Raw genomic sequence first — 26,856 nt, 5'->3', positions numbered from 1 at the left:
TGGCAGCGCTATGGTCGGAGCGTGAGTGACCGTCCCTATGTGCTGCTGAGTTGCGCGATGTCCGTCGACGGCTACATCGACGACGCCAGACCCGAACGGCTGCGTCTGTCGAGCCCGGCCGATTTCGACCGGGTGGACGGGGTTCGCGCCACTTGTGACGCCATCTTGGTGGGGGCGGAGACGATCCGGCGGGACGACCCCAAGCTGCTGATCAAGTCTCCCGTCCGGCAGGAGCGGCGGGCCGCCCGGGGCCTGCCGCGCCAGCTCACCAAGGTCACCTTGACCCTGCGCGGCGACCTGGACCCCACCAGCCGTTTCTTCACCACCGGGGACTGCCCCAAGCTGGTCTACGCGGGCTCGCGGGCGGTTCCCGCGCTGGCCGAGCGGCTGGAGGGGGTGGCGGAGGTCATCGACGGCGGTGACCCGGTCGACGTGCGGCTGGTGCTGGCCGATCTGGCCCGGCGGGGCGTGCGGCGGCTGATGGTGGAGGGCGGGGGCGGCATGCACACCCTCTTCCTGACCGAGGGCCTGGCCGACGAGCTGCACCTGGTGGTGGCGCCGTTCTTCATCGGCGACCCGTCCGCGCCGCGCTTTGTGCACCCGGGCCTGTTCCCCCAGGACCCCGCCCACCCGATGCGGCTGGCCGAGGTCACCCGGATCGGCGATCTGGCCCTGCTGCGCTATCTGCTGAAGCGTTCGCGCACATGAAACGCCGGGACGCGGCGGGGAACGTCACCGGGGACGAGGGCGCGAAGGGGGCGGCGGTGAGCCGGAGGCAGGATCGGCACTGGCTGGAGGTGGCCTGTGACCTGGCGCGGCGCTGCCCGCCGTCGCAGACGGCCTTCTCCGTCGGGGCCGTGATCGTCGGCGCGGACGGGACGGAGCTGGCCCGGGGGTTCTCCCGCGAGACCGACCCGAAGGCCCACGCCGAGGAAGAGGCCCTCGCCAAACTCCGGGCCGCGGGCGCCGGGGCGGACCTGGGCGGGGCGACGATCTACAGCTCCCTGGAGCCGTGCGGGCGGCGCCTGTCGCGGCCCCGGCCGTGCGCGCGGCTGATCGCGGAGGCGGGGATCGGGCGGGTGGTGTACGCCTGGCGGGAGCCGGTCCTGTTCGTCGAGGGCGGGGGCGAGCAGGTGCTGCGCGCCGCGGGGATCGAGGTGGTGCGCATTGCGGACCTGGCGGCGCGGGCCCGGGAGCCGAACGCGCATCTGCTGGGCTGAGCCTCCGCCGGGGCCGCGGCAGGCGACCTTGGTGAGACTGGCGTCCATACGGAAGTCCAAATCAGTGCCCCGGGCTTATGGACAAGATCGATCCGGTGCGCAAGGCTGGAAAACCGAGCAAGCATTCGGTCAGCTCTGGTTGGGAGGCGGTATGCACGAGCACGACCGGCTGTTCATCGGCGGCCAGTGGACGGCTCCGGCCGGCACCGGCGTCATCGAGGTGATCTCCCCGCACACCGAGGAGGTCATCGGCCGGGTGCCCGAGGGCACGCAGGCCGACATCGACCGCGCGGTCGCCGCCGCCCGCCGGGCCTTCGACGAAGGCCCCTGGCCCAAGATGACCCCGGCCGAGCGGGCCGAGATCGTGGGACGGCTGGCGGCGATCTACGCCGAACGCCAGCAGCAGATGGCCGAGCTGGTCACCGCCCAGATGGGCTCGCCGATCCTGTTCTCGGTCTTCGGGCAGGCCGCGATCCCCCAGCAGGTGCTGCAGTACTACGTGGACCTGGCCGCCACCTACCCCTGGGAGGAAGAGCGGCAGGGCATGCTCGGGCCGGTGACCGTCACCCGGGAGCCGGTCGGGGTGGTGGCGGCGATCGTGCCGTGGAACGTCCCGCAGTTCACCCTGATGCTCAAGCTGGCCCCGGCGCTGATCGCCGGGTGCACGGTGGTGGCCAAGCCGTCCCCGGAGACCCCGCTGGACTCCTACCTGCTGGCCGAGTGGATCACCGAGGCGGGCATCCCCGAGGGTGTGGTCAGCTTCGTGCCCGCCGGGCGCGAGGTCGGCGCCTACCTGGTGGCGCACCCGGATGTGGACAAGGTCTCCTTCACCGGCTCCACGGCGGCCGGGCGGCAGATCGGGGAGGTCTGCGGCCGCCAGCTCAAGCGCGTCACCCTGGAGCTGGGCGGCAAGTCCGCGGCGATCCTGCTGGAGGACGCCGACCTGGCCGCCACCATGGAGGGCCTGAAGCTGGCCTCGCTGATGAACAACGGGGAGGCCTGCGCCGCGCAGACCCGCATCCTGGCCCCGCGCAGCCGCTATGACGAGGTGGCCGACGCGCTGGCGGAGATGGTCGGCTCACTGAAGGTCGGCGACCCGGCCGACTACTCCACCGAGATCGGCCCGCTGGTCAGCCGCCGCCAGCAGGAGCGGGTGGAGGGCTACATCCGGCTGGGCCAGGAGGAGGGCGCCAAGGTGATCACCGGCGGGCTCAACCGCCCCTACGACCGGGGCTGGTACGTGGCGCCCACCGTGTTCGCCGACGTGGACAACTCGATGCGCATCGCCCAGGAGGAGATCTTCGGCCCCGTGCTGGCCCTCATCCCCTATGAGGACGAGGCCGACGCCATCCGCATCGCCAACGACAGCTCCTACGGGCTGGGCGGCTCGGTGTGGACGGCCGATGTGGCGCACGGCATCGAGGTCGCCCGGCAGATCCGCACCGGAAGCTGCGGCGTCAACATGTACACCCTCGACCCCAACACCCCCTTCGGCGGCTTCAAGAACAGCGGCCTGGGCCGCGAGCTGGGGCCGGAGGGACTGGTCGCCTACCTGGAGCACAAGTCCATCCCCCACCCGGCCTGACGTCCGGTGAGGGATGCGCCGCGCGCTCCGGCGCACCTGTCGCCTCCCCTCCTTATCACGGCGACAGGTGCACGCTTTGCAGGAGCGCGCGGCGCATGACCCGGCCACTCGGCGAACGCGGGATCGCATCCACCGGGTGGACGGCCTGGATGCGCTGGTAGGACGGCACATGGCCGTTCACGTAAGGCAGCAGCCCGCCGGCCTGCTCCGGCTTGCCCAGCACCACGAAGGCGTGCGGGGCAAGGCCCAGGTGCGGGTCGGGGACCGGGACCACCGCCGCGTCCCGCACCGCCGGATGCGCGGCCAGCAGCCGGCCGGGGTCGGCGACGGGCTCGCCGGGCGTCTCCTCCATGCGGCCGAGGATGTAGACCCGGTCGTGCTCGTCGGTGAACGCCGCGTCCCCGGTGGGCAGCCAGCCGCCGCCGGGCGCGGCGACCATGGGGCCGCGCAGCCACAGCTCCCCGGGCTGATAAGGCGGGCGGGCCCGGCCGGTGGCCGGGTCGGCGATCCGCCATGACACCCCGGGCAGGCCGCAGCCGGCCGAGTCCAAGGTGCCCTCTTCGGCGCCGCGCAGGTTGAGGTGGGTGAAGCCGGAGGCCGCGGGATGCCCGTAGACCTGCCGGACCGGGCAGCCCAGCCGCCGGGAGCAGGCCCGCGCGAGGCGGCCCGGCAGCGGGCCGGCGACCAGGACCGAGCGCAGCGAGCCCAGGTCGTAGTGCCCGACCGCCGGCTCGGCCGCCAGCGCCGAGGCCGCCGCCGGCGGCAGCACCGCCACGGTCACCCGGTGGTCCTGCACGGCGCGCAGCAGGTCGTGCAGGCCGCCGCGGCAGGTGACCACGGTCGCGCCCAGCCACAGCGCCGGGCCGAGCACCCCGTTCAGGCCGAGCACATCGGTGAAGGGGATGCCCGACAGCACCACGTCCGAACCGCTCAGCGCCCCGGCGGTGGCGAACCGGACCAGGCCCTCGATCACCTGGCGGTGGGTCAGCCAGGTGCCGGGGCCGCTCCCGCCCGGCGCATCGGCCAGCAGTGCGGCGCCGGCGTCCCGCACGGGCGGGATCCGGTCGGCGGCGGGTTCCTCCGCCAGGCGGGCGAACGGCTCCAGGCCGGTTCCGCCGTCCGCTTCGCCCAGACACCACATCCGTTGCAGGGCCGCTCCCCGGGCCACCGCCCAGGCCCGGGGAGCGGCCTGCGGGCAGGTGATCAGGGCGTGCGCACCGGATGCCCGCAGCCGCCGGACGGTCTCCTCGGCCCCGGCGGCGGCGCGGACGGGGACCAGGACCGCGCCCGCCGCCCAGACCGCGTAGGCGGCCACCACGAAATCGGGGCCGTCGGGGGCTTGCAGGCCGATCACCGTGCCCGGCCCCTGGCGGACCAGCCCCCAGGCGGCGGCGGTGACGGCGGCGGTCAGCTCGTCGTAGGACAGGACGCGGCCGCTGCCGGCGTCCACCAGCGCGGCGCGCGGCCCCCAGCAGCGTTCGCCGAGCACGGTCTCGGTCACCGTGGTCGCGGCGACCGCTGTTGGGGGGTCCGACGGGCTGGAGATCATGCTTCGACCCTACGCACCCAGATGCGCGTGCACATGCATTGAACTATGCAAGTCCATATGTAGAGACTCTTGCAGTGCAAGTTGCCCGCCCCGGGAGGGCGCGTCCGAAGTGATCGCGTTTTACCGTCCGGTGGTGCCGTTGCCGGCAGGGGCCCGGGTGTCGCCTTCGGGAAGGTTGCCGACGGCCCACACCGCGATCTGCGCACGGGAGCCGAAGCCCAGCTTGGCGAGGATGTTGGCGACGTGCCGGGCGACGGTGGCGGGGCTGATCACCAGTTCGTCGGCGATGCCCCGGTTGCTCAGCCCGCGTGCGATCAGCCGGGCGATCTCCCGTTCCCGGGGGGTCAGCAGCCCCGGCGGGCGGGCGAGCGCACCGCTCCCCGGTCCCGCGGCCGGCAGCTCCCCGCTGTCGTGGAGCCGGGAGCCGGCGCGCCTTTCCTCGCGCTTTTTCTCCGCCGCCGTCTCCTCCGCCGCGCCGTGGGCGCCCTGCGGGGCCGCGCCGCAGGCGTCCTCCCGCTTCCGGTCGGACGGCCCGTGCAGCGCGTAGGCCACCGCGTCCTCCACCGCCATCGCCCGGCCCTGCCCCCACAGCCAGGAGAGCCGGTGCTCGCCCAGCCTCCGCAAAGACCGTTCCAGCAGCTCCTCCCGCCGGCGGCAGGCATGCGTGCCGCGCCCCGGCCGGGCCCCGATCGCCTCCCGCAGCGCCGCGGCGGCGCCGGCCAGCAGCACCGCCCCCTCCACGTCGCCCTCCTGCTCCAGCAGGTCGGCGAACGCCTCCAGGCCGCGGGCGACGGCGATGCGCAGCCCGATCGACGCCCCCAGCCGCAGTCCCTCCCCGAACGCGCGGCGGGCGCCGGCCAGGTCGCCCTGTTCCAGGGCGCACCGCCCCAGGCCGATCAAGCACCGCACCAGCAGCGGCCGGGCGTCGATGTCGCGCAGCGCCGGCAGCGCCTCGGTGAAGTGCGCGCGGGCCGCGGCCAGGTCGCCGCGGGCCCGGGCCACCGTGCCCAGCAGCGCCTGGCCCACCGCGGCCCCCCATCGCTGGTCCAGGCCGCGCATCAGCGCGATGCCCTCCCGCAGCGCGGCCTCGGCCTCGCGCAGCCTGTCCCGCCACAGCTGCGTCAGCCCTTTGCGGAACAGCGCCAGCGCCGCCTCCCAGCCGCCGTGGCCGGCGGGCAGCAGCCGCACCGCCTCATCGGACAGCTCCAGCGCCCGATCCCGGTCGCCTTCGAACAGGGCCAGACTCGCCAGCACCACCAGCCCGGCCGCCACCATGCGCTCATCGCCCGCGGCCCGGCAGTGCTCCAGCCCGGCCCGGGCGCAGCCTTCGGCCCGGGCGAAGTCCCGCTGGTCGAAGGCCAGCTGGGCGCGGCCCACCAAGGCGGGCCCCAGCACGTGCGAACCGGCCTGCGCGCCCCGTTCCAGGAACCAGTCGCTCCAGCCGGCGGCCTCGGTGTAGTGGCCCCGCGGCCCCCAGTAGACCCGGGCCGCCAGGCACAGCCGCAGCCCTTCCGCCACATCGCCCCGCTCCCGTGACCACGCCAAGGCGGCCCGCAGATTGTGCTGCTCGACCTCATAGGCGCGGTACAGGGCGACCCGCTCCCGCCAGGAGGCGGGCCGGTCGGCCAGGACGATCTCGGCCTCGCGTTCCAGCGCCTCCAGCACCGCGTCCCGGTGGCGGCGGCGCAGCCGCTCCTCCTCCCCCGCCTCGGCCAGGCGCTGCAGGGCGTACTCGCGGACGCTGTTGAGCATCCGGAAGCGGTTGCGGCCGGCCACCTCCCGTTCGAGCGTCACCAGCGACTTGTCCACCAGCGCGCTGAGCAGATCCAAGATCGTTCGCCGGGGCAGCAGGTCGTCGGCGCACACCTGCTCGGCCTGCTCCAGGGACCAGCCGTGGAACACCGACAGCCGGCGCAGCAGGATCCGCTCCGGCTCGGTCAGCAGCTCATAGCTCCAGTCGATGGCGCCGCGCAGCGTGCGCTGGCGGGGCGGGGCGGTGCGGTCTCCCGCGGTCAGCAGCCCGAACCGGTCGGTCAGCCGGTCGGCGAGCTGTTCCAGCGACAGCACCCGCACCCGGGCGGCGGCCAGCTCCAGCGCCAGCGGCACCCCGTCCAGCGCCCGGCACAGCTCGGCCAGCGCGGGCGCGTTGTCGGCGGTGACGGTGAAGCCGGGCCGGGCCGCCTTGGCCCGCGCCACGAACAGCCGGGCCGCCTCCGAACGCTCCGTCTCGGCGAGCGCGTCGGCGCCGGGGTCCGGCACCGGCAGCGGCGGCACCCGCCAGACGTTCTCCCCCGGCACCCGCAGCGGCTCCCGGCTGGTGGCCAGGATGCGCAGCCGGTCGCACCCGGTCAGCAGCGCCCGGCACACGGCGGCGCACTCTTCCACCAGGTGCTCGCAGTTGTCCAGCAGCACCAGCGCCCGGCGGTGCCGCAGCGCCCGGGTCAGCGCCTCCAGCGGGGCGCGGCCGAGCTCGTCGGCCAGCCCCAGCACCGCCGCCACCCGGCGGGCCACCGCGTCCGCCCCGGACGTTCCCGCCCGCACGTCGGCCAGTTCCACGAAGCAGACCCCGTCGGGGTGGTCGCCGGCCAGCTCCCGCGCCACCTGGATCGCCAGGCGGGTCTTGCCGATGCCCCCCGGGCCGCACAGCGTCACCGCCCTGGCCTGCGGCAGCAACCGGCACAGCTCGGCCAGGTCACGGCGGCGGCCGATGAAGGGGTTCGGCTCGGCGGGCAGGGCCGAAAGTCGCCCGCCGGCGCCGGGACGGGTGGTCTGCGATGTCATGTGCCCTGGCGATCTGGGGTGAAGGTCGGCTCGACATCTGCTGGGGTCACTGGCGAGTGTTGCATCTGCGGACACACCGCGTCCCGGTTTCGGGACGGAAAGTTTCCATCCGGTCACGATTGGGCGCCATTCGCGCACCGATGGCGCGTCCTTCGTGACGTTCCGGGCCGGGGCACTCGCCGCGGACGCGCCCGAGCGCCCCGGCCGTCCCGGTACGGTAATGCGCCGTGCCCTCACACCGCGAACCCCCGCAGACCCTCGAGGACGTCCTGGCCGGCGAGGCCGTGCTGGGCGTCTACCGGCAGATGTTCGCCGCCTTGGCCCGCGACGCCGGCGCGGTCGTCGACGACCCGGAGATGGTCGACATCGCCGAGACGCTGCTGTCGGCGTTCGCCGAGGCGGGCGAGGAGGGGCTGAGCCGCGAGCAGATGCGGCACGTGTGCCGGCACTACCCGGCCGAGGCGTTCGAGAACCGGCTGCGGGTCCTCAAGGGCCTGGGCGCGATCCGCGAGGTGTTCCCCAAGCCCAACCAGCTGCGCTACCGCGCCTCCTTCACCAGCGTCGTCGGGCTGATGTTCGTGCGCCGGATGATGCGGGACGGCGGCCAGTCGGAGATGCACCGGCTGCTGGCGCTGGAGCAGCTCAACGTGGCCGACCCGCGGATGACCGCCGAGCAGGCCCGCGACGGCGCCGAAGGGCTGGCCCGGGCCTTTCGGCTGTGGAGCGTGGAGCTGGTGACGCTGACCCACTCCACCATCGAGGAGCTGCGCGAGCAGGCGCCCAAACTGTGGGGCACCGCGGAGATCATCGAGCGGGCCGAGCGGCTGCACGAGGCGATCTTGCGCCGCTGGCCCGAGCTGGAGGGCGCCTGCACCGAGCTGCGCGCGGCCATCCACGCCTACGGGGACGCCTCCCGGCGGGCCGCCGCCCGGCTGGCCGACTCGGCCGGCACCACCCGTAACCTGACGCTGCTGCCGGCGGAGAGCTGGCGGACCTTCGCCCGCACCGCCTCACGCGAGGAGCTGGCGGCGGTGCTGGAGGGGTTCGTGTTCGACGCGCCCGCGCCCTGGCACGACCCCGCCGCGATCGTCGCGGCGGTGCAGGAGGGCCCGCGCACCGTGCCGCCGCGCCCGGCGCCGCCCCGCCCGGCGGTGCCCGACGCGGGCCTGGTGGAGCGCGTGCCCGCCGGCCGTTCCGAGACCGACCGGCTGGCCGCCGTGGCCGAGCAGGTGCTGCGCGGCCGCGACCGGGTGCCCGTCGGCGAGGTGCTGGAGCGGGACTGGCCGGCCGCCCGCCGGCTGCTGGCCGACCTGTCGGCGGCGCATCTGCGGCCGGAGCTGCCGTACCGGCTGGTGTGGTCGGACGGGCTGCGGGTCCGGCCGGACGGCTCTCCCTCGTGGCTGTCGGACGGCGTCTTCGAACGCACCGGGCGGGCCTCATGACCGAGGTGGATCCGCGGGTGCTGGCGCGGGCGCGGGCCCGCGTCACCGGCCCGGTGGCGGATGCGGCCGCGGCGCCGGTGCCCGCCGGGCTGGTCGGCGTCACCGACGGGGAGCGCCGGTGGGCGCTGCCGGCCTGGCCGGACGGGGCGACCCCGGCGCTGCTGGAGGAGTACCAGAGCGCTCCGATGCCGCTGGAGCGGCCCGGCCCGCTGCGCCGGGTGCTGGCCGCGGCGCTGCGCTGCTGCTGGCGGAACCTGGACGACGACCCCTGGCCGGGGCGGCCCGCACAGATCGCCGACGTGCTGGAGGTGCACGTGGCGAGCGTGCGCGGGGACGCCGAGCTGATGCGCCGCTGGGCGGTCGGCGACCTGCGCCGCCTGGCCGACACCGGCTGGCTGCTGCTGGATGAGGAGGCCGGCACGGTCCGGCTCGGCCCGCGCACGGCTCTTTGGCCGCCAGAGTCGCTGCCGCCGCTGCGCGCCCTGCTGCGCCGGATGCCCCCGCCGCCGGCGGAGGGCGCATGAGCGGGCCGGAGGGCCCGGCGGCGAACGCAAGCGAGCTGCTGGAACCGCTGCTGCGGCCCTATGACGAAAAACGCCGGGCCGAGCTGGTCGCGGCGTACATGGCGGTGGAGCATGCGGCCGACCCGGTGCCGGAGGTGCGTTTCGCCGCGCTGCGCGAGCCTGCGCTGCGCCGCACGCTGGCGCAGATGCTGGAGCTGTCGGGCCGGACGCTGATCCGCACCTCGCGGGGGCACTGGACGTCCGGTTACGACGATGCGGTGCGGGAGGCGCTGGCCGCCGACCCGGCGTGCACGCTGCCGGTGGCCGACCGGGCGGTGCTGGTGCTGGTGCTGATCCACTCGGTGGCGATCCCGCGGGCCGAGGGGCTGCTGACCGACGACACGTGGCTGTCGCCGTACCCGGCGCCGCTGGAGGAGCTGCGCCGCCGTTCCCAGCTGACCGTCTCCGAGCTGGAGGGGGCGCTGCGGCGGCTGCGGGCGGCCGGGCTGGTCACCCAGGTGAAGGCGGGGGCGGACGAGACGTCGGGAGGGTATGTGCCCGGCCCGCAGTTCCACCGGCTGACCGAGGCGGCGCGGCGGCGGCTGACCGAGGAGCTGATCTTGGCCGCGGGCCCGGACTCGCCGCTGGCGGCGGCCATCCGGGCCCGGCGGCGCGGCATGCGAAGGGGGCGGACGTGACGGCGATCGGCGAACCGGAGGAGCTGGGGGACCGGCCCGACGGCGTGGTGGGCGACCGTTCACTGATCGCGGTGCAGGCGATCAACATCTCCCGCCTGTCGACGCACCCGGTGCCGCTGGTGCCGGGAACGCTGATCGCGGTGGCCGGCCAGGGCCCCAAGGACTCCAACGGGGCGGGCAAGTCCTCGTTCATCGCGGCGATCACGGCGCTGCTGGGCGATGAGCAGTGGCGGTTCGCCTCGGGGGCGCGGGCGGTGGCCGAGCTGCTGTTCAACGCCGAGCTGGCGGCCCAGGGCGAGAACCGGTGGGCCAGCGCGGACCACGGCTACATCGTGGGGGTCTTCGCCCACACCGGGGACGCGGAGGGCACGGGGGAAGACGATGCGGTCACGGTGTGGCTGCGGGTGAACGTGGACGCCCCGCACCTGGAGATCCGCTGGTGCCGGGGCGTGCACCTGGCGGCGGCGCCGTCGGAGGCCGAGCGGGTGCGCCTGGCCGACCGGCGGTGGGCCGAGCTGCCCCGTTCGGCGGGACGGCGCGACCTGGTGGCCAAGGATCTCGGTCGCGTGCTGTACGGGGGCCGGGTGCGGTGCGTGTCGTTCCTGTCGACGTCGGTGCGCAGCAAGGTGGCCACCAATCTGCTGTCGCAGCCGCTGAACGAGATCCCGCCGGAGCGGATCTTCACCGCCATCGCCGCGCTGACCGGGCTGGACCGGGAGCTGGAGGCCGAGCGCCGCTCCCGGGCCGAAGAGCACCGCGAGCGGGCCCGGGCCGCCGAGGCCCGGCGGCGGCTGGCCGAGTGGGAGGCCGAGGCCGCCGAACTGCTGAGGACCTTCGACCGGCGGGACCGGGCCCGCCGGGAGGTGGCGGCGGCGCTGCGGCACTGGCGCACCCGGCAGGCCCTGCTGCTGGTGGAGGCCGCGGAGAGCGACGCCGCCTGGGCCGCCGAGCTGAGGCGGCTGCAGGATGAGGCCGCCGAGCTGGGCGAGGCGATCGCCGCCACCGCCAAAGAGATGGAGCAGCTGGCCGACGGGACGCTGGAGGAGCGCCTGGCCGAGGCGTCGGCGGTGCTGGCGGAGCTGAAGGGCCAGGCCGAGCGGATCGGCGAGGACAAGGCGGTGGCCCGCGACCGGCTGGAGGAGCTGCGCCGGCAGGCGGCGGCGCTGGAGGAGCGGCGGCGGGAGGCCGACGGCCGCACCGAGGAGACGGCGGCCAAGGAGCTGGCCGACGCCGAGGCCCGCCGGGACGAGGCCCAGCAGGCGCTGGGCATGGCCAAGGCCCGCCTGGCCCAGGCCGAGCGGGACCTGGCCGCCGCCGAGGCCGGCCGCAGCGGCGCCCCGGCGCAGATCGGGGCGCTGGCCGAGGCCGGGGTGCCGGCGGTGGGCCTGCTGGACGCCATCGAGCTGGCCGAGCCGGTGCGCGAGCGGTGGGAACGCGCGCTGTGGCCGTACCGGGACGCGGTGGTGGTGGCCGAGCGGGACCTGGCGGCCGCGGTGGCGGCGCTGCGGGAGCTGCCGGGGTCGATGCTCGTCCCCGCGCAAGGCCCGCTCACCGGGGAAGTGACCGGCGAGGGGCTGCCGGAGGGCGTGCGGTGCCGCGCGGCGCTCGGGCGGTTCTTTTCCGCGCTGTCCGGGACGGACCCCGCCGGGGTGGTGGTGGTCGGGGGTTTTCCCGAGCCGGTGACCGGACGGGCCGTCCGGGTGCAGGCCGCCCGCGCGGCGCTGGAGGAGGCCCGGGCGGCGCTGGAGGAGGCGCGGCGGCAGGTCGCCGACGCCTCCGCGGAGGTGACGCTGGCGATGCGGCGCCTGGCCGGGGCGCGGGCCGGCACCGAGCTGACCGGCGTCCAGGAGGCGATGGCCGGCCTGCGGGAGCGGCTGGAGTCGCTGGCCACCGGCGAGGCCATGCTGGGGCCGCGGCTGGGCGCCGCCGAGCAGACGGTGCGGCGGCTGCAGGCCAAGGCCGACACCCGGGCGCTGGAGATCGACCGGCTGCGCGGGCGGCGCGAGGCGCACGAGCGCACCCGCGACAGGCTCCGCGAGCAGGCCGCCGAGCTGGCCGAGCGGCGCCTGACGCTCGGCCTGGCCGAGCTGCAGGAGCAGTGGGGCGGCCCGGTGGAGTCGGCCCGCGAGCTGCTGGCCGGGCTGACGGGCGACCAGCGCACCTGGACGCCCGAGGAGTGGTGGCACACCGCCGAACGGCATCTGGGCGAGGCGCTGCGGCAGGCGTTCCCCGACGGCACGGCCGATGAGGACATGCCCGAGGAGATCCGTTTCCTGCTGCGTGAGCGCGCCGAGGGCGAGGGCCGCCGCACCGAACGCGAGCAGGCCACCTTCCCGCGGCTGGCCAGGGCGCTGGAGAGCCATCTGCGCGGCCTGGAGGACTATGAACGGCACCAGCGGCGGCAGATCGAGACGCAGCTTGCGGCCCGCCGCGTCGACCTGGAGAAGGCCGAGGCCGGGGAGCGGGAGGCGGCGGGCGCGGCGGCGGCCCACCGCGCCGCGCTGACGGCGGCGATCCGCACCCGGCTGCAGCGGGTCGCCGAGGAGTTCGAACGGCTCGACCTGGCCTACGGCGGCTATGGGGCCACGCTGGACTTTCCCACCCCCGAGCCGCCCGCCGACCCCGAGCAGGAGTGGCGCTGGCGGGTCGTCCCCAAGTGGCGGCGCGCCGAGGGGCAGCGGTATGTGCCCTACAACCGGCGGGCCAACACCGCCCTGATGGACGAAAAGGCGGTCAAGCTGGTGTGCGCGGCGGCGCTGGCCGGCTCCGGCGGCGGCCGGCTGGTGCTGGTGCTGGATGAGCTGGGCCGCAACCTGGGCCGCGAGCACCGCAGGGAGGCGGTGGCGCTGTTCCGGCGGATCGGTGAGACGCACGGCATCACGGTGATCGGTGCGCTGCAGGACGACATGGAGCCGTACGCCATCGACGCCTGCGGCCAGTACATCAAGCTGCGCCGTTCTTCCGACGCCATGCCCTACAACGAGCCGCCGATCGTGGTGGGCCACGACGAGCACCGGGAGCGGGTCCGCATGCTGGCCGCGCACATCGGGGCCACCCGCCCGGCGCCTTCTGGGGCGTAACGTCCACTTGTGGACATACCCCGCGACCCCCGGCAAGGCGGCACCGGCCGTCTTGTTCCCCCTGGGTTCCCCTGGCGGGTGAGGGCGGGCGTCAGCGGGCCGCTTCGGGCGGGTCGGGCACCAGGCGGAAGATGCGCAGCTGCCGTTCGACGCGTTCGGCATAGCGCGCATAGACCGGCCAGACCTGCAGCAGGCGGGGCCAGATGCGGTCCCGTTCGGCCTCGTCCAGCAGGTGCGCGGTGACCGGCACGGTCCGGCCCTGGAAGACGACGGTGGCCTTGGGCTCCTTGAGCAGGTTGGTGGTCCAGGCCGGGTGTTTTTCGCGGCCGAAGTTGCTGCCGACCACGATCCAGCCGCCGTCCGGCTCGGGCATGCAGGCCAGCGGCACCTGGCGGGGCCGGCCGCTGACGCTGCCGATGGTGGTCAGCACCAGGCTGGGCACCAGCAGCTGGCCGAGCATCAGCCGCCCGCCGCTGACCCGGTGCAGCGCCCGGTCCAGCGGCGGGACGATCTTCGGGCCGACCTTGGCGAACCAGGCCGCCCCGGAGATGCGCTGGAAGATCGGCCCGAGGGTCTTTTGGATCAGCGTCGCCACTCAGTGCTCCTCGGCAGGGGGCGCCAGCCGGCCCGCCTTGCGGGGGTCCAGATGCCCGGCCTCGGCGAGCCAGCGCAGCGCGTCGGACAGGGTCTGCTCCACCGGCCGCAGTTTCATGCCGAGCTCCTCGAGGGCGGGCCGGTCGTCGGTCGGCACGAGCCTGGTCATGAACTCGGCGGCGTCCCTGGTCAGCGGGTAGTCGAAGGGGCGGACGCGCCGGAGGGCGTCCAGCAGCGTCCCGGCCGCCCGCAGCGCACCGCCGGGCACCGGCAGCCGCCGGTGCCGCACCCCGGTCAGTTCCCGGCACAGATCCGAGCATTGGCGCCAGGTCAGGTAGTGGCCGCCCAGCAGCCAGCGGCGAGGGCCCCGACCGGGCACCAGCGCCCGCGCCAGGGCCTCGGCCAGGTCGCGCACGTCGATGACGCCCACCCCGCCGGGCGGCAGCGGCCACACCAGGCGCAGCGCACCGACCAGCCCCTCCATCAGGGAGTCGAGCACCGGCTGGTGCGGGCCGCACACCCCGCCGGGGTAGACGACGGTGACCGGGGCGCCCTGGTCCTGCAGCCGGCGCACGTACCGTTCGGCGGCCACCTTGGAGCGGCCGTAGGCGGTGCGGGGGCTGGCCAGCGGGCCGTCCACGGTGATCACCGGGTCGCGGGGCGGCACGAACACCGCGACGGTGGAGACGTGCACCACCGGGTCCAGCCCGCGCTCCACCGCGCCGCCGACCACGTTGCGGGTGCCGCCCAGGTTGACCTCCACCAGGTCGCCGCCCCGGCCGGTGACGCCCACCGCGGCCGCCGCGTGGATCGCCGCCCGGCAGCCCTCCAGGGCCCGGCCGACCGCGGTCTCATCCAGCATGTCGCCGGTCACCAGCTCCACCCGGGCGGGGTCGGCCCCGGCCGCCTCCAGCGCCCGGGTCGCCTTGGCGGGGTCGCGGACCAGCGCGCGGGGGGTGTGCCCGGCCTCCAGCAGGGCGGCGACGGTGTGGGAGCCCACGAAGCCGGAGGCTCCGGTGACGAGCACGCGCATGGCGAGTAAACCTAACGCTTGTTCGGCCCGCTGGCCAGATACCGGGCGCCTGCAGCCCGAGGCCGGACGGCACGTGGTGCACACCACATCGATCCCCACCGATTGTCAGGAACCCGGAAGGCCCTTCGCGCGTCTCCTTCAGTGGGGTGGAACGGAAGCGGGCCCCTCATCTGGGGTGGGTGAGGGGCCCGCGTCCTTCCAGGATCCGACCATCGATCTCGGAGAGCGCCGGGCCAGGCGGCATTATCGGGGGCCGCCTGGCCCATCGCCGTCCGGTTCCTCCGTCAGGCGGCGACGACTCCGTCCGCGGCGGGCTCCAGCGCCAGCTCCAGCACCTCGCGCACGTCGGTGACGGTGAAGACCGTCAGCGACCGCAGCACCTCGGCCGGCACGTCGTCCAGGTCGGGCTCGTTGCGCTTGGGGATCAGCACGGTGGTGATCCCGGCCCGGTGCGCGGCCAGCAGCTTCTGCTTGACCCCGCCGATGGGCAGCACCCGCCCGGTCAGCGACACCTCCCCGGTCATCGCCACGTCCGCGCGGGCCGGCCGTCCCGACAGCAGCGAGGCCAGCGCGGTGACCATGGTGATGCCCGCGCTCGGCCCGTCCTTGGGCACCGCCCCGGCGGGCACGTGGATGTGCACGCCGCGGTCGGCCAGGTCGCCGACCGGCAGGCCCAGTTCGGCGCCGCGGGAGCGCAGGTAGCTGAGGGCGATGCGGGCCGATTCCTTCATCACGTCGCCGAGCTGGCCGGTGAGCGTCACCCCGACCTCGCCGGTCTGCCGGTCGGCCAGCGACGCCTCGACATACAGCACGTCCCCGCCGGCGCCGGTCACCGCCAGGCCGGTCGCCACGCCCGGCACCCCGGTGCGCCGCTCGGCCGGGCTGAGCAGGCTCTCGGGGGTGTGGCGAGGCCGGCCCAGGTAGTCCTTCAGGTCCGCGGCGTCCACTCGCGCCGGCAGCGCCGAGGGGTCCAGCGCCGCCTTGGCGGTGAGCTTGCGCAGGATCCGGGCGATCGACCGCTCCAGCGCGCGCACCCCGGCCTCGCGGGTGTACTCGGCGGCCAGCGCCCGCAGCGCCTGCTCGGTGAAGGTCACCTCCTGCGGCTCCAGGCCCGCCTTCTCCAGCTGGCGCGGCAGCAGGTGGTCGCGGGCGATGGTGACCTTCTCCTCCTCGGTGTAGCCGTCCAGGGTCACCACCTCCATGCGGTCCAGCAGCGGGCCGGGAATGGCCTCCAGGACGTTGGCGGTGGCCAGGAACAGCACGTCCGACAGGTCGAGCTCGACCTCCAGGTAGTGGTCGCGGAAGGTGTGGTTCTGCGCCGGGTCCAGCACCTCCAGCAGCGCGGCGGCCGGGTCGCCCCGGTAGTCGGAGCCGACCTTGTCGATCTCGTCCAGCAGCACCACCGGGTTCATCGAGCCGGCCTCGCGGATGGCCCGCACGATCCGGCCGGGCAGCGCGCCGACGTAGGTGCGGCGGTGGCCGCGGATCTCGGCCTCGTCGCGGACGCCGCCGAGCGCCACGCGCACGAACTTGCGGCCCATGGCGCGGGCCACCGACTCCCCCAGCGAGGTCTTGCCGACGCCGGGCGGGCCGACCAGGGCGAGCACCGCGCCCGAGCGGCGTCCGCCGACGACGCCCAATCCGCGGTCGGCGCGGCGCTTGCGGACCGCCAGGTACTCGATGATGCGGTCCTTGACCTCCTCCAGGCCCGCGTGGTCGGCGTCCAGCACCGCCCGTGCCCCGGCGATGTCGTAGGAGTCCTCGGTGCGCTCGTTCCAGGGCATGTCCAAGATCGTGTCCAGCCAGGTGCGGATCCAGCCGCTCTCGGGCGAGGAGTCGCCGGCCCGCTCCAGCCGGCCGACCTCCTTGAGGGCGGCCTGGCGCACCTTCTCGGGCAGGTTCGCCGCCTCGATGCGGGCGCGGTAGTCCTCCTCCTCGCCGGCCGGGTCGCCGTTCAGCTCGGCCAGCTCCTTGCGGACGGCCTCCAGCTGCCGGCGCAGCAGGAACTCCCGCTGCTGCTTTTCCATGCCCTCCTGGACGTCTTTTCGGATGGACTCGGCCACGTCCATCTCGGCCAGGTGCTCGCGGGCCCAGCCGATCACCATCTCCAGCCGTTCGGCCACGTCCGGGGTCTCCAGCAGCCGGACCTTCTGCTCGGCCGACAGGTAGGGGGCGTAGCCGGCGTTGTCGGCCAGGGCGGAGGGGTCCTCGATCCGCTGGACGATGTCCACGACCTGCCAGGCGCCGCGCTTTTGCAGGATGGCGCCGACCAGGCCCTTGTACTCCCTGGCCAGCTCCGGCACGCGCGGGCCGGCGGGGGGCACGGCGATCTCGGTGCCCTCCACCCACAGCGCGGCGCCGGGGCCGGTGGTTCCGGTGCCGATGCGGACGCGGGTCACCCCGCGCACCACGGCGCCGGGTCCGCCGCCGGGCAGCCGGCCCTCCTGTTCGATCACGCCGAGCGTGCCGACGGCGGCGTACTGGCCGTTCAGGCGGGGCACCAGCAGCACCCGGGGCTTGGCGGCGGACCGGATGCCGGGGCCGCGGGCGCGCTCGGCGGCGCGGGCGGCCTCGACGGCGGCGCGGATCTCGCCGTCCGACAGATCCAGCGGCACCACCATCCCGGGGAGCACGACCTCCCCGTCCAGGGGCAGCACCGGCAGCGTCAGGGTCTCGCTCATGCTCAGCTCTCCATCGTCCGAGGACTCAACCGAAAGTTGAGTCACTCACACTCAAGAAAACGGAGCCGAGTTTTGTTTCCGCGGCACCGTTCGCCCTCGGCGATCAAGGACGCGCGAAACACGAAACGTTCCGGACCTTCCCGGAAACTTTGCCGGCCGGTGTTTACGCGGCCATGACCCCCGGGTACCAACAGCAACGAGAAGATGACGCAACGTGATGAGCGAGTCCTTGCGCAGGCAAAGGACGGTTCATCACCCGACCGACGAGGAGGGCTGGATGCTATGGACGGCACGAGCTGAGGCCGGCCCTCCGGCGGCCGCCTCCCCGGTTCCTCCGTCCCGGGCGGCCGCCTCCGGACGGCCGAGGATGCTCCCGGCCGGGCGCTCCCCCGCACTCCGCACCCGTCGGCGCGCCGAGGCCCCCGGCGCGCGTTCGGCGCGGCATGCGCACCACCGGCGCCCACCGGCGACACACCTCGGATCCTCGGCCGTCCGTCCTCCATCCGCTCTTCCCCGGCGTTCCCGCCGGCGCCGCCGGTGCCGGGGGGCCGGACGCCGGCGCCGTACGCCCCCGCGGCACCGGCGTCCGGCCCCATCCGCACCGCACCCGGCGGGCAGATCCCGCGGTGCGCCGCAGACCTCGGGGTGGCGTCTTCGGCCCGGCACGCCACCCCGAGCCCCAAGCCCGGGTCATGCTCCACCGCACCGTCATGGGGGGAGGTGATCGACTGACTCATCCGATGCGCCCTTGACCGGCGCGGTGGACCGGCCGCCGATCGGCCGGCCCGCCTAGCGATCACTTCGACCGTTGCGACCCCCGGCCCGCGGAGACCTCCGTCTCCGCGGGTCCGCGCATTTTCGGCGCCCGCCGCCGGGCCGCACCGGCACCGCAGCCCGGGCCTCCGCTCACCGCACGCGGCGCCAGTACCGGCCGACCAGGTCCCGGCCGAAGCCGTGGTGCGGCTCCCCGGACTCCAGCGTGAAACCGGCCCGCCGGCAGATCCGCCGGGCCACGGTGAGGCGGTCGTTGGCCCACAGCACGATCTCCCGGCAGCCCGCCCCGGCGACGAACCGCAGGCACTCGTCCACCAGGCGCCCCCTGATGCTCATCCCGCGGGCGGACGGCCCGACCAGCAGCCGCTGCCCCGTCGTCTCGTCCCGGCGGACGCAAAAGACGCAGCCCACCGGCTCGCCCTCCAGGCCGGCGATCCACGCCGCCTCGCGCCCGGGATCGTGATCTGCGGCGAAGCCGGCCACGATCCGGGCCACCAGTGCCTTGTAGGTGTGCTCCCAGCCGTATTCGCGGTGGTAGAGGACGGCGTTACATTCCACCAGCCAGCCCAGTCCGCCGGGACGCAGCGGGCGCAGCACGACCTCGAGCCGCTCGACCGGATCCTCCGGCCGGGCCTGCACGGTCCGCATCGCGGCGATCAACCGGGAACAACGCTCGTCCGGCAACAGGGCCAGCAGCACCACAACATCCTGGTCGGACCGCCCACCGAGCATGGCGTACACCTTGCAGCCCACGGGAGCGAGGCAAACGACCTGACGGCGGGGCGTCGGTCTCCGCGCGTTCCCGGGTATCAGCCCGTCGGTGTCGAAACGGGCCAGGATCCGGCCCAGGCAGCCGGGTCCAGGCCCGGCTCCCGGCGCAGCGCGGCCGTTTCGGTGGGCCTCCCGCTGCGCAGGCTTGAAGATCACCCGGGCCTCGGTGAGGGAGTAGGGGGTGTGCACCGGCTCTTTCGCCCAGCGCCCCCATGACAGCGGTGTAGAAGCGGTTGAAACGGCGGACGACGGCGGGAACGCCCATGACGCCCTTCGGAGCAATCTTTGACTGAGTCAACGATTGCTCCAGCAGGGCCGGCCGGTCGAGCGTCGCGGTCGCTTCGGCGGCGGGGAGGGCCGCCGGATCAGGTGCCGGGCAGCAGGGCGCGGGCCTCGCGGACGATCTTGCGTTCCACGAAGAAGGCCAGGAAGGGCACCAGCCCCCCGGAGACCATGATCAGGAACTGCTTGAGCGGCCAGCCCGCCCGCCGGTGCAGGTCGAAGGCGAAGGCCAGGTAGACGATGTAGAGCGCGCCGTGGATCGGCGAGATGATCCCCGAGGGGGTGGGGTTCCCGCCGATGTAGCGGATCGGCATGCCCACGAAGACGACCATCAGCAGCATCACGCCCACGGCGAAGGCCAGGATGCGGTACCGGTTGATCGCCGCTTCCACAGTTCACTCCTTGATCTCGAAAGGCCCGCGGCATGGCGATGCCATGGCCGGGGCCGATGTCCAGGCGGCCGGTGTCAGCCGCGCCGCTTTGACTGGGAGTTGAGGCGGGCCAGATAGCGGTTGTAGGCCGCCAGCTCCTCGTCCTCTTCCTCCTGCTGCCGGATGATCTCGCTTTTGGCCGGCGGCTCGGGGGGCTGCAGGGGCGGCTGGGGCTTGGGCTTGCCGTCGTCGTTGAGCTCGTCGCGGATCATCTTGACCCACATGACGACCACGAAGATCGCAAAGATCGGCCACTCGAAGACATAGGCCCAGCTACGGTCGTTGCCGGCCTGCGCCCGGCTCAGCTGCCACCACCCGAAGAACAGGAACGCGCTGAAGAGGGCTATGGCCAGCGCGTGCAGCCCGAGCCATCCGGGGGTGAAAAACCGTCGCACACCTTGAGAGTACCCCTCACCCGGCATGGTCCCGCCCCTCACCCGCGCCTATGGGCGGTTGACGCCGCTCCCGTCCCTTGCACGGGCACGGGCGCGGCCTGCGTTCGCCGGGCCTTTGCGGGCCGCGGCGCGGAAGGTCACCGGTGGGCGTGTTCCCGGACGGCCTGGACGTCCCGCTTCATCGACTCCATGGTGCGCACGGGCGTGGGCGGAGTGGCCTTGCGGGCCTGGGACCGCCCCAGCAGAGCCAAGATCGCGGCAACCGCCAGCAGCACCACCGCCACGATCAGCGCCGCGACCCAGGCGGGCATCGCCAGGGCCAGCAGCAGGACGATCGCGGCCAGCAGCACGCCGATGCCGTACAGCGCCACGAGCGCCGCGGCGGCGAGCATCCCGGCGCCGCGGCCGGCGCGCTTGCCTTTTTCCACCAGTTCGCTGCGGGCCATCCGCAACTCTTGCCTGACCAGCTCGCGGGTCTGCTCCGACAGCAGCCTGAGCAGCTCGGCGGTCGAGCGCTCCTTGAGCGGCCCGGCGGCCGTTTCGTGCTCCACCAGTTTCGTCGCCACGGTCGCCACACCTCCTTGCGATCCCCGGCGGGATCCGCGCCGTGGCATACCCCGCAAGCCGGGATTATGCGCATTCACCGCCGGCAGGCCCGCCGTTCGCGGGCCGGTAGGGCGCACCGCGCCGATGCTGAGCGCCCCGGGGATCGGCAGGGCCCGGCCTGAACGGTCAGCGGACTGGACGGCTCTGCCCGCCTTTCCGCGCGGGCCGTCCAGCCCGCCGCCGAAGGGCCAGGTTCGGCAGACCTTTTTCAACGCGACGTTCCCGCAAGTGGGGGCGGAAGCTTCGGGGCAGGGACGATGCCGCGACCGGCAAGTCACGGCCTCGGGCGCCGTCCGGGCTCCCGTCCCCGGTGCCCAAGACCACGTGCTGAAAGGTTCAGTAGGTCACACCGGTGAGCTTTTCGGAGACCTCCCACAGCCGCCGGGCGACGTCCTGGCGGTCGGCCGCCGGGGGCGTGCGCACCTGCGTGGGCAGTCCCCGCTGCTGCAGGAAGCGGGGGCCATAGCAGGCCCCGCCGCGCACATCCGGTGCGGTGGCGGCATACAGCGACGGCAGGGCGCCGTCGGCGTCGCTTTGGGCGAACAGGCCGTTGGCCGCCTTCATGAGACGTTCGGTGAACCGTTCGCCGGCCATGCGCGGCCCCACCAGCTGCAGGTTGGTGGCCGCATAACCGGGGTGGGCGGCCACGCTGGTCACCTCGGCCACCCGCCGGTCCAGCTCCTTGGCGAACAGCAGATTGGCGAGCTTGGACTGGCCGTAGGCCCGCCAGCGCCCGTAGCGCCGCTCGCCCTGCAGGTCGTCGAAATCGATGCGGCCCGCCCAGGCCAGCATGCTGGTCACCGTGACCACCCGGGGCGCCGGCGCGGCCCGCAGCGCCGGCAGCAGCAGGCCGGTGAGCGCGAAGTGGCCCAGGTGGTTGGTGCCGAACTGCATCTCAAAGCCGTCGGCGGTCCGCCGCCGCGGGATCGCCATCACCCCGGCGTTGTTGACCAGGATGTCCAGCCGCTGCCCGCCCTGGTCGTCGGCGAAGGCCCGCACCGAGGCCAGATCCGCCAGATCCAGCGAGGCCAGCGCGACATCGGCGTCCGGCAAGGCGGTGCGGATGCGCTCCAGCGCGGCGCCGCCGCGTTCGGCGCTGCGGCAGGCCAGCACCACCGACGCGCCGTGGCGGGCCAGCTCCAGGGCGGTGTGGTAGCCGATCCCGCTGTTGGCGCCGGTGACGATGGCGCGCCGTCCGGTCAGGTCGGGGATGTCACAGGCCCGCCAGCCGCCCTTGAACATCGGTTCCCTCCCTCTGCGAGATCACCACGGCCGGGCGGTCCGTCCCGCGTCGGCCTGGGCGGACGGGCGCAGCCGTCCGCGCGGAGCGGTGATCAGCGGGGCAGGGCCCGTTCGATCGCCGCCACCAGCTGCTCATCGTCCGGCTCGGTCTGCGGGGCGAAGCGCGCCAGCACCGAGCCGTCCGGGCCGATCAGGAACTTCTCGAAGTTCCAGCGGATGTCGCCGGTGTAGCCGGTGGCGTCGGGGACATCCACCAGCTCCCGGTACAGTGGGTGCCTGCCCTCCCCGTTGACCTCGATCTTCTCGGTCAGGGGGAAGGTGACGCCGTAGTTGACCGAGCAGAACTCGGCGATCTCCTCATGGGTGCCGGGCTCCTGCTCCAGGAACTGGTTGCAGGGAACTCCCAGCACGGTGAAGCCGCGTTCGGCGTACCGCTCGTGCAGCTCCTGCAACCCCTTGTACTGCGGGGTCAGGCCGCATCTGGAGGCGACATTGACCACCAGCATGGCCTTGCCGCGGTACTGGGCGAGGTCGGCCGGGCCGCCCCGCAGGTCCTGGATCTCAACGTCGTAGACCGACATGGCCCCGATCCTAGAAGATCGCCGACCACGCGCACAGACCCGCGTCGGGCCCGACGCGGGTCGCGTGGCGGTCCCCTCGGTCAGGTGCCGATGCCGGTGATGAACTGCTTCAGCGCGTCGCCGGCGTCACCGAGGTTCTCGAAGGTGCTGTTGACCACATCGGCCGCACCTTGGGGGTCTGTCCACAGAAAGAAGATGACAAAGGCTATCGCCGCGTAGCGAAGGTGCTTCTTGTTCATCCCGTCGCCCGTCCCTCATGTAGCACAGTGGCACAACCGACTCATGCAGGTGTGCCCGTCTGCATGCGCTCGCAAAGAGACTGTAAGGCTTTCCTGTCCGGAGGGGTACGCGGTCGGGGGTCGAGTCGTGACTTACTTGCAGGTCAGTCCCGGACGATGAAATGGGCCACATCCGGCACAGAAGACAGATCCGGTCACAGCGGCCCGCTTGCGGCGACGAAACAGCCCCGTACCCGCCTGCCACGGGTACGGGGCCGACGTTTTCCGGAGGCGATCAGGGGAGCGCGCTGACGAAGACCGACAACGACTCGGCGGCATGCCCGAGTCCGCCCATCGCGTTCGACACCAGCTCGGCCGCCCCGTACGGGCTGGTGATCACGTACCAGAACACGAAGGCCAGCACTAACAGCTTGATCCACTTCTTGTTCATAGGACCCCCACTCTCGGTACGCATATAATTACGCACCGCTGTGAGCGTGGTGGGGCGACAGCCGCCAAGAAGCGGCAAAGATCGCCGATGCCGTCGGCTGCTCAACGTCGCTGTTTCGTCAGATAGTCCAGGTAGACCGGGCGCAGCGCCTCGGCCAGCGCGCCTTCCCCGGCGTGCAGGAACTCGTTGATCAGCGCCGACACGTGCAGGATGTCCGCGGTGCCCTGCTCCGGGCGGCCGATCGCGGCCTCCGCGGCGGGGATGTCGTGCAGCAGCCGCCACAGAAAGCCCAGGTCGCCGCGCGCCAGCGCGAGGCGCATCGCCGCATCGTGCAGTTCCTTGGTCGGCAACCGGTCGAGTTCGGCGCGGTCCGGACGGTCAGCGGCCTGCTCCATGACGCAGGTCTAACCGGCTGGGCGTCCGCCAACCGTCCCACCGCGGGAACGGCCGGCGGACGCGCCCTCACTTGTCCAGGACGCTGTCGGGAACCGGCTTGTCCTCCCGGAGGGCCGCAAAGAGCGCCTCGGCCCTGGCGGTGTCCCACCTGACATACGAGCCGACTCCGGGGGCGGAGCCGAAGCCGCTGATGGGGACCGTGGCGGTGACCCCGTCGCCGCCGCTGACACCGCGCATCGCCCACATCAGCCGGACCAGGTCCACCAGGTGGTCGTCTTCGTCCACGGTGAAGTTGGCCGCGGAGTTGAGCGCCAGGGGGACGCCGCGGAAGGGGTTGAGCATCACGCCGGGGCTGGTGGCCTTCTTCATCAGCGCGGCGAAGAACTTGCGCTGGTTCTCCACCCGTTCCAGGTCGCCGTTGGCGAAGTTGCGGGTGCGCACGAAGCCCAGCGCCTGGCCGCCGTCGAGGGTCTGGCAGCCGGCCTTCAGGTCCAGCCCGGCCTTGGGGTCCTTGAGGGGCTTTTCGACGCAGATGTCCACGCCGCCCACCGCGTCCACCACGCCCACGAACCCGCCGAAGCCGATCTCGGCGTAGTGGTCGATGCGCACCCCGGTGGCCTTCTCCACCGTCTGCACCAGCAGCTTGGGGCCGCCGAAGGCGAACGCGGCGTTCAGCTTGTTGCGGCCGTGCCCGGGGATCTCCACATAGGAGTCACGGGGCAGGCTGAGCAGGGTGGTGCCGCCGGAGCCGTAGTGCAGCAGCATCATCGAGTCGGTGCGCCGCCCGCTGGCGTTGCCGGTGGCGTACTCCTTGCGCTGCTCCTTGGTCAGCCCTTCCCGGCTGTCGGAGCCCACCACCAGCCAGTTGGTGCCGGGGGTGTCGGCGGGACGGCCCGGGTAGTCGGCCAAGACGGCCTCGCGCTGCAGCTTGGAGTCCAGGTAGAAGTAGCCGCCGACGAGCACCACCAGCAGCAGCGCCACCAGCGCGGCCAGCACCCGGGACCGGCGCCTGCGCCGCGGCCCGGCGCCGCGCAGACCGCGGGCGGCCCGGCGCGAGGGCCGTTCCGCATGGCCGTAGGGGTCGTTGTAGCCGCCGTAGGGATCGTGGCCCCCATACCCCGGGGACGCCGCATACGGGTCGGGAACCGGCTCCTGGTAGGCGCCCTGGGGAGCGCCGTAGGCGCCATAGGCGTCATAGGCCGCCGCCTGCTGCGGGGGCAACCGCTCGGTCGGCGGGTCCGTCCGCTGCTCCCGCCCCTGTCGTGTCCAGCCTTCCGGCCACCCGTCGGTCATGGCGTCAAGATATTCAAAACGGGAGGTTTCCGTGTCCTTCTCGCGCATGATGTCAAGCCGTCTCCTCCCGGTGCGATATGTGACACCCGCCACCATCTCTCCCTTGCAGAGCGGCAGACTGCTTGTGGGCGGCGTGGGTGAAGCGAGGGGGCCGGATGCGCGTGCGGTGGTTTCGATGGCCGGGACGGCTGCTGCGGGGGCGGCGCTCCCCCGATGAGTCCCCCGGCACGTCCCCCGGCAAAGACGCCTCGTCCGGCCCGGCCCTCCCCGAGCTCAAGGAGCTGAAGTGGTACGCGCGCACCGGTGAGCTCGCCGAGACCGGCCTGCGCACCATGGCCCGGCGGCTGCCGGTGCTGGTGGGACAGGCGCTGCGGCTGGCCTGGCGGGCCGGCCCTCTCGACACGGCGGTGACCATCGCCTGCAACCTGGCCGCCGGGTTCTTCACCGCGTTCGGGCTGCTGGCCACCACCGGGGTGCTCACCGCGCTGCTGGCGGCCGGGCCGACGCCGCAGCGGGTGCGGGCGGCGCTGCCCTCGCTGGCCCTGGTGGGCCTGGCGGTCATGCTGCGGGCGGGTTTCCAGGCGCTCGCCGGATGGTCGCAGGCCAGGCTGCAGCCCAAGGTCACCCGCATCGTGGAGATGCGGCTGTATGAGCTGACCTCGGCGGTGGAGCTGGCCGCCCTGGACGATGCGGATTTCCTGGACGAGCTGCAGCGGGCCGACTCCCGCGGCACGGCGGCGGCCTCCGGGGTGGTGGAGAGCACCGTGGACCTGCTGACCGGGGCGGTCGGGCTGCTGGCCGCCGCGAGCGCCCTGGGCGTGCTGCATCCGCTGCTGCTGCCGTTGCTGCTGCTGACCGCCGTCCCAGAAGGCTGGGCGTCGGTGCGGTCGGCCCGGATGCGGTACCTGACCGTGCTGCGGCTGGTGGGCGCGGCCCGCCGCAAGTGGATCCTGTCGGACCTGATGGTCGACCGCCGGCACGCCCCCGAGGTCCGCTCGTTCACCATGCGGGAGTTCCTGCTGCGGGAGTACGACCGGGTCGCCGCCTACCAGCGCGACACCGAGCTGGAGCTGGCCCGCCGGCAGATGCTCGCCCGCGTGCTCGGCGACGCCCTGGAAGGGCTGGCGGTCGCGGGCGTGTACGTGGCGCTGGGCGTGCTGCTATGGCAGGGGATGGTGCCGCTGGCGGTGGCCGGCGCCGCGGTGCTGGCCATCCGCACCGGGCAGGGCGCGCTGGGCAACTTGGTCTACGCGGTCAACCACTGCTACGAGGAAGGGCTGTACTTCAGCGACTACATCACCTTCTGCGAGAAGGCCGAACGCCGCATCCCGGCGCCGCCGCGCCCCGTCCGCGCGGTACCGGTGCCGTTCCAGAAGATCACCGTCGAGAACGTCGTCTTCACCTACCCCAAGGCCGAACGGCCCTCGCTGTGCGGCGTCTCGATCGAGCTGCGCCGGGGCGAGGTGGTGGCGCTGGTCGGGGAGAACGGCTCGGGCAAGTCCACCCTGGCCAAGCTGGTGGCCGGGCTCTATACGCCCGATGAGGGGCGGGTGTGCTGGGACGGCGTTCCCCTGCAGGAGACAGACCCGGAGCAGGTGCGCGAGCACATCGCGGTCATCGCCCAGGACTACACGCACTGGCCGATGACCGCCCGGCAGAACATCGCCATGGGCCGGCTGCCCGACCGGGTGGACGGGGGTGAGCACCCGGCGCTGCTGGCGGCGGCCCGCGCCGCGGGCGCCGACGAGGTGATCGACGGCCTGGAGGACGGCTACGACACGCTGCTGGACCGCCGGTTCAAGGGCGGCGCGGAACTGTCGGGCGGCCAGTGGCAGCGCCTGGCGGTGGCGCGCGGTTTCTTCCGGGACGCACCGCTGCTGATCTGCGACGAGCCGACCGCCGCCATGGACGCCCGCGCCGAGCACGCGTTGTTCGAACGGATCCGCGCCCACGCCGACGGCCGCACCGTGCTGCTGATCACCCACCGGCTGGCCAGCGTGCGCCACGCCGACCGCATCTACGTGCTGGAGCACGGCAGGGTCATCGAGGAGGGCGACCATGAGTCCCTCATGGCCCTCGGCGGGCTGTACGCCGACCTGTACGCCCTGCAGGCGTCGGCCTACCGGGTCTCCCCCACCGGCTGACCTCGGGCACGGCCCGTCCCGCCCGATCGCCGGGCCGGGCGCCGTGCCGCACCGGCCGCGGGGCCTTCGGGGTGAACCGCGTCCCACGCTTTGCCGTCCGCACCCC

23 protein-coding genes are annotated in these 26,856 nt (G+C 73.8%); 8 read left to right on the top strand and 15 right to left on the bottom strand.

Annotated features, from left to right (window positions below; all coding sequences use genetic code 11):
- Nucleotides 1-21: 21 nt before the first annotated feature.
- From BUE48_RS09120 to BUE48_RS09110, 3 genes are all read left to right on the top strand, one after another.
- Nucleotides 22-708, top strand: coding sequence for a RibD family protein (locus BUE48_RS09120; protein ID WP_012852186.1), 687 nt, complete (start codon nucleotides 22-24; stop codon nucleotides 706-708).
- Between the two features lie 56 nt (nucleotides 709-764).
- Nucleotides 765-1,220 (top strand): deaminase, encoded by a 456-nt coding sequence (locus tag BUE48_RS09115; protein ID WP_286989630.1) that lies wholly within the window; start codon nucleotides 765-767, stop codon nucleotides 1,218-1,220.
- 151 nt (nucleotides 1,221-1,371) lie between these two features.
- On the top strand, nucleotides 1,372-2,805 hold the full coding sequence (locus BUE48_RS09110) for an aldehyde dehydrogenase (protein ID WP_012852184.1): 1,434 nt from the start codon (nucleotides 1,372-1,374) through the stop codon (nucleotides 2,803-2,805).
- Between the two features lie 55 nt (nucleotides 2,806-2,860).
- On the opposite strand, the gene BUE48_RS09105 is transcribed toward BUE48_RS09110, so the two are convergent.
- Nucleotides 2,861-4,354, bottom strand: a complete 1,494-nt coding sequence (locus BUE48_RS09105; protein WP_286989629.1) for an AMP-binding protein — start codon at nucleotides 4,352-4,354, stop codon at nucleotides 2,861-2,863.
- A 120-nt stretch (nucleotides 4,355-4,474) separates the two neighbouring features.
- Nucleotides 4,475-7,135, bottom strand: coding sequence for a LuxR C-terminal-related transcriptional regulator (locus tag BUE48_RS09100; protein ID WP_286989628.1), 2,661 nt, complete (start codon nucleotides 7,133-7,135; stop codon nucleotides 4,475-4,477).
- Nucleotides 7,136-7,362: 227 nt separating this feature from the next.
- Between BUE48_RS09100 and BUE48_RS09095 the strand changes: the two genes are divergently transcribed.
- Genes BUE48_RS09095 through BUE48_RS09080 form a run of 4 tightly spaced genes read left to right on the top strand, consistent with a single transcriptional unit; the run spans nucleotide 7,363 to nucleotide 12,858 of the window.
- Complete coding sequence (locus BUE48_RS09095; RefSeq protein ID WP_286989627.1) at nucleotides 7,363-8,577, top strand: hypothetical protein; 1,215 nt, start codon at nucleotides 7,363-7,365, stop codon at nucleotides 8,575-8,577.
- Nucleotides 8,574-9,101, top strand: coding sequence for a hypothetical protein (locus BUE48_RS09090; protein WP_012852180.1), 528 nt, complete (start codon nucleotides 8,574-8,576; stop codon nucleotides 9,099-9,101). The genes BUE48_RS09095 and BUE48_RS09090 overlap by 4 nt, the downstream gene beginning before the upstream one ends.
- Nucleotides 9,098-9,778 (top strand): hypothetical protein, encoded by a 681-nt coding sequence (locus BUE48_RS09085; RefSeq protein ID WP_012852179.1) that lies wholly within the window; start codon nucleotides 9,098-9,100, stop codon nucleotides 9,776-9,778. The genes BUE48_RS09090 and BUE48_RS09085 overlap by 4 nt, the downstream gene beginning before the upstream one ends.
- Nucleotides 9,775-12,858 carry a coiled-coil domain-containing protein gene (locus BUE48_RS09080; RefSeq protein WP_012852178.1) on the top strand — a complete coding sequence of 1,028 codons (3,084 nt, stop codon included), beginning with the start codon at nucleotides 9,775-9,777 and terminating at the stop codon, nucleotides 12,856-12,858. Before BUE48_RS09085 ends, BUE48_RS09080 begins: the two co-directional genes overlap by 4 nt.
- A 91-nt stretch (nucleotides 12,859-12,949) precedes the next feature.
- Here the strand turns inward: BUE48_RS09080 and BUE48_RS09075 are convergent, their stop codons facing one another.
- The 13 genes from BUE48_RS09075 to BUE48_RS09015 form a co-directional block, all read right to left on the bottom strand.
- Complete coding sequence (locus tag BUE48_RS09075; protein WP_012852177.1) at nucleotides 12,950-13,453, bottom strand: nitroreductase family deazaflavin-dependent oxidoreductase; 504 nt, start codon at nucleotides 13,451-13,453, stop codon at nucleotides 12,950-12,952.
- On the bottom strand, nucleotides 13,454-14,485 hold the full coding sequence (locus BUE48_RS09070; RefSeq protein ID WP_012852176.1) for an NAD-dependent epimerase/dehydratase family protein: 1,032 nt from the start codon (nucleotides 14,483-14,485) through the stop codon (nucleotides 13,454-13,456).
- A gap of 284 nt (nucleotides 14,486-14,769) precedes the next feature.
- Nucleotides 14,770-17,166, bottom strand: coding sequence for an endopeptidase La (gene lon / locus BUE48_RS09065; RefSeq protein WP_012852175.1), 2,397 nt, complete (start codon nucleotides 17,164-17,166; stop codon nucleotides 14,770-14,772).
- A 906-nt stretch (nucleotides 17,167-18,072) separates the two neighbouring features.
- The gene (locus BUE48_RS09060; RefSeq protein ID WP_286989626.1) at nucleotides 18,073-18,693 is read right to left on the bottom strand and encodes a GNAT family N-acetyltransferase; all 621 of its coding nucleotides are present in this window, start codon (nucleotides 18,691-18,693) and stop codon (nucleotides 18,073-18,075) included.
- Between the two features lie 383 nt (nucleotides 18,694-19,076).
- Entirely contained in the window at nucleotides 19,077-19,385 is a 309-nt protein-coding gene (locus BUE48_RS09055; RefSeq protein ID WP_012852174.1) for a DUF3817 domain-containing protein, read from the bottom strand.
- Between the two features lie 74 nt (nucleotides 19,386-19,459).
- Nucleotides 19,460-19,819 carry a hypothetical protein gene (locus BUE48_RS09050; RefSeq protein ID WP_041439446.1) on the bottom strand — a complete coding sequence of 120 codons (360 nt, stop codon included), beginning with the start codon at nucleotides 19,817-19,819 and terminating at the stop codon, nucleotides 19,460-19,462.
- 137 nt (nucleotides 19,820-19,956) lie between these two features.
- Nucleotides 19,957-20,385, bottom strand: a complete 429-nt coding sequence (locus tag BUE48_RS09045; RefSeq protein ID WP_286989625.1) for a phage holin family protein — start codon at nucleotides 20,383-20,385, stop codon at nucleotides 19,957-19,959.
- A 376-nt stretch (nucleotides 20,386-20,761) separates the two neighbouring features.
- On the bottom strand, nucleotides 20,762-21,667 hold the full coding sequence (locus tag BUE48_RS09040) for an oxidoreductase (RefSeq protein ID WP_012852171.1): 906 nt from the start codon (nucleotides 21,665-21,667) through the stop codon (nucleotides 20,762-20,764).
- Between the two features lie 92 nt (nucleotides 21,668-21,759).
- Nucleotides 21,760-22,248, bottom strand: coding sequence for a glutathione peroxidase (locus BUE48_RS09035; protein ID WP_012852170.1), 489 nt, complete (start codon nucleotides 22,246-22,248; stop codon nucleotides 21,760-21,762).
- 80 nt (nucleotides 22,249-22,328) lie between these two features.
- Nucleotides 22,329-22,487, bottom strand: coding sequence for a hypothetical protein (locus BUE48_RS09030; protein ID WP_012852169.1), 159 nt, complete (start codon nucleotides 22,485-22,487; stop codon nucleotides 22,329-22,331).
- 274 nt (nucleotides 22,488-22,761) lie between these two features.
- On the bottom strand, nucleotides 22,762-22,917 hold the full coding sequence (locus BUE48_RS09025; protein WP_012852168.1) for a hypothetical protein: 156 nt from the start codon (nucleotides 22,915-22,917) through the stop codon (nucleotides 22,762-22,764).
- 101 nt (nucleotides 22,918-23,018) lie between these two features.
- A complete protein-coding gene (locus tag BUE48_RS09020; protein WP_012852167.1) occupies nucleotides 23,019-23,312 on the bottom strand; it encodes a hypothetical protein in 294 nt (97 codons plus the stop codon).
- Nucleotides 23,313-23,379: 67 nt separating this feature from the next.
- The gene (locus BUE48_RS09015) at nucleotides 23,380-24,606 is read right to left on the bottom strand and encodes an LCP family protein (protein WP_286989624.1); all 1,227 of its coding nucleotides are present in this window, start codon (nucleotides 24,604-24,606) and stop codon (nucleotides 23,380-23,382) included.
- Between the two features lie 155 nt (nucleotides 24,607-24,761).
- Here BUE48_RS09015 and BUE48_RS09010 point away from each other — a divergent pair, with 155 nt between their 5' ends.
- Nucleotides 24,762-26,750 (top strand): ABC transporter ATP-binding protein, encoded by a 1,989-nt coding sequence (locus BUE48_RS09010; RefSeq protein WP_286989623.1) that lies wholly within the window; start codon nucleotides 24,762-24,764, stop codon nucleotides 26,748-26,750.
- Nucleotides 26,751-26,856: the final 106 nt, after the last annotated feature.

This window comes from Thermomonospora sp. CIF 1 (genome assembly GCF_001896795.1).
Lineage (GTDB): Bacteria > Actinomycetota > Actinomycetes > Streptosporangiales > Streptosporangiaceae > Thermomonospora > Thermomonospora curvata.
This window is presented reverse-complemented; position numbering and strand designations above follow the sequence as displayed.

Coding starts and splice junctions, on each gene's coding strand:
- BUE48_RS09110 (WP_012852184.1), top strand. CDS start 1,372: ATGCACGAGCACGACCGGCTGTTCATCGGCGGCCAGTGGACGGCTCCG.
- BUE48_RS09105 (WP_286989629.1), bottom strand. CDS start 4,354: ATGATCTCCAGCCCGTCGGACCCCCCAACAGCGGTCGCCGCGACCACG.
- BUE48_RS09100 (WP_286989628.1), bottom strand. CDS start 7,135: ATGACATCGCAGACCACCCGTCCCGGCGCCGGCGGGCGACTTTCGGCC.
- BUE48_RS09090 (WP_012852180.1), top strand. CDS start 8,574: ATGACCGAGGTGGATCCGCGGGTGCTGGCGCGGGCGCGGGCCCGCGTC.
- BUE48_RS09085 (WP_012852179.1), top strand. CDS start 9,098: ATGAGCGGGCCGGAGGGCCCGGCGGCGAACGCAAGCGAGCTGCTGGAA.
- BUE48_RS09070 (WP_012852176.1), bottom strand. CDS start 14,485: ATGCGCGTGCTCGTCACCGGAGCCTCCGGCTTCGTGGGCTCCCACACC.
- lon (WP_012852175.1), bottom strand. CDS start 17,166: ATGAGCGAGACCCTGACGCTGCCGGTGCTGCCCCTGGACGGGGAGGTC.
- BUE48_RS09040 (WP_012852171.1), bottom strand. CDS start 21,667: ATGTTCAAGGGCGGCTGGCGGGCCTGTGACATCCCCGACCTGACCGGA.
- BUE48_RS09035 (WP_012852170.1), bottom strand. CDS start 22,248: ATGTCGGTCTACGACGTTGAGATCCAGGACCTGCGGGGCGGCCCGGCC.
- BUE48_RS09030 (WP_012852169.1), bottom strand. CDS start 22,487: ATGAACAAGAAGCACCTTCGCTACGCGGCGATAGCCTTTGTCATCTTC.
- BUE48_RS09025 (WP_012852168.1), bottom strand. CDS start 22,917: ATGAACAAGAAGTGGATCAAGCTGTTAGTGCTGGCCTTCGTGTTCTGG.
- BUE48_RS09020 (WP_012852167.1), bottom strand. CDS start 23,312: ATGGAGCAGGCCGCTGACCGTCCGGACCGCGCCGAACTCGACCGGTTG.
- BUE48_RS09015 (WP_286989624.1), bottom strand. CDS start 24,606: ATGACCGACGGGTGGCCGGAAGGCTGGACACGACAGGGGCGGGAGCAG.
- BUE48_RS09010 (WP_286989623.1), top strand. CDS start 24,762: ATGCGCGTGCGGTGGTTTCGATGGCCGGGACGGCTGCTGCGGGGGCGG.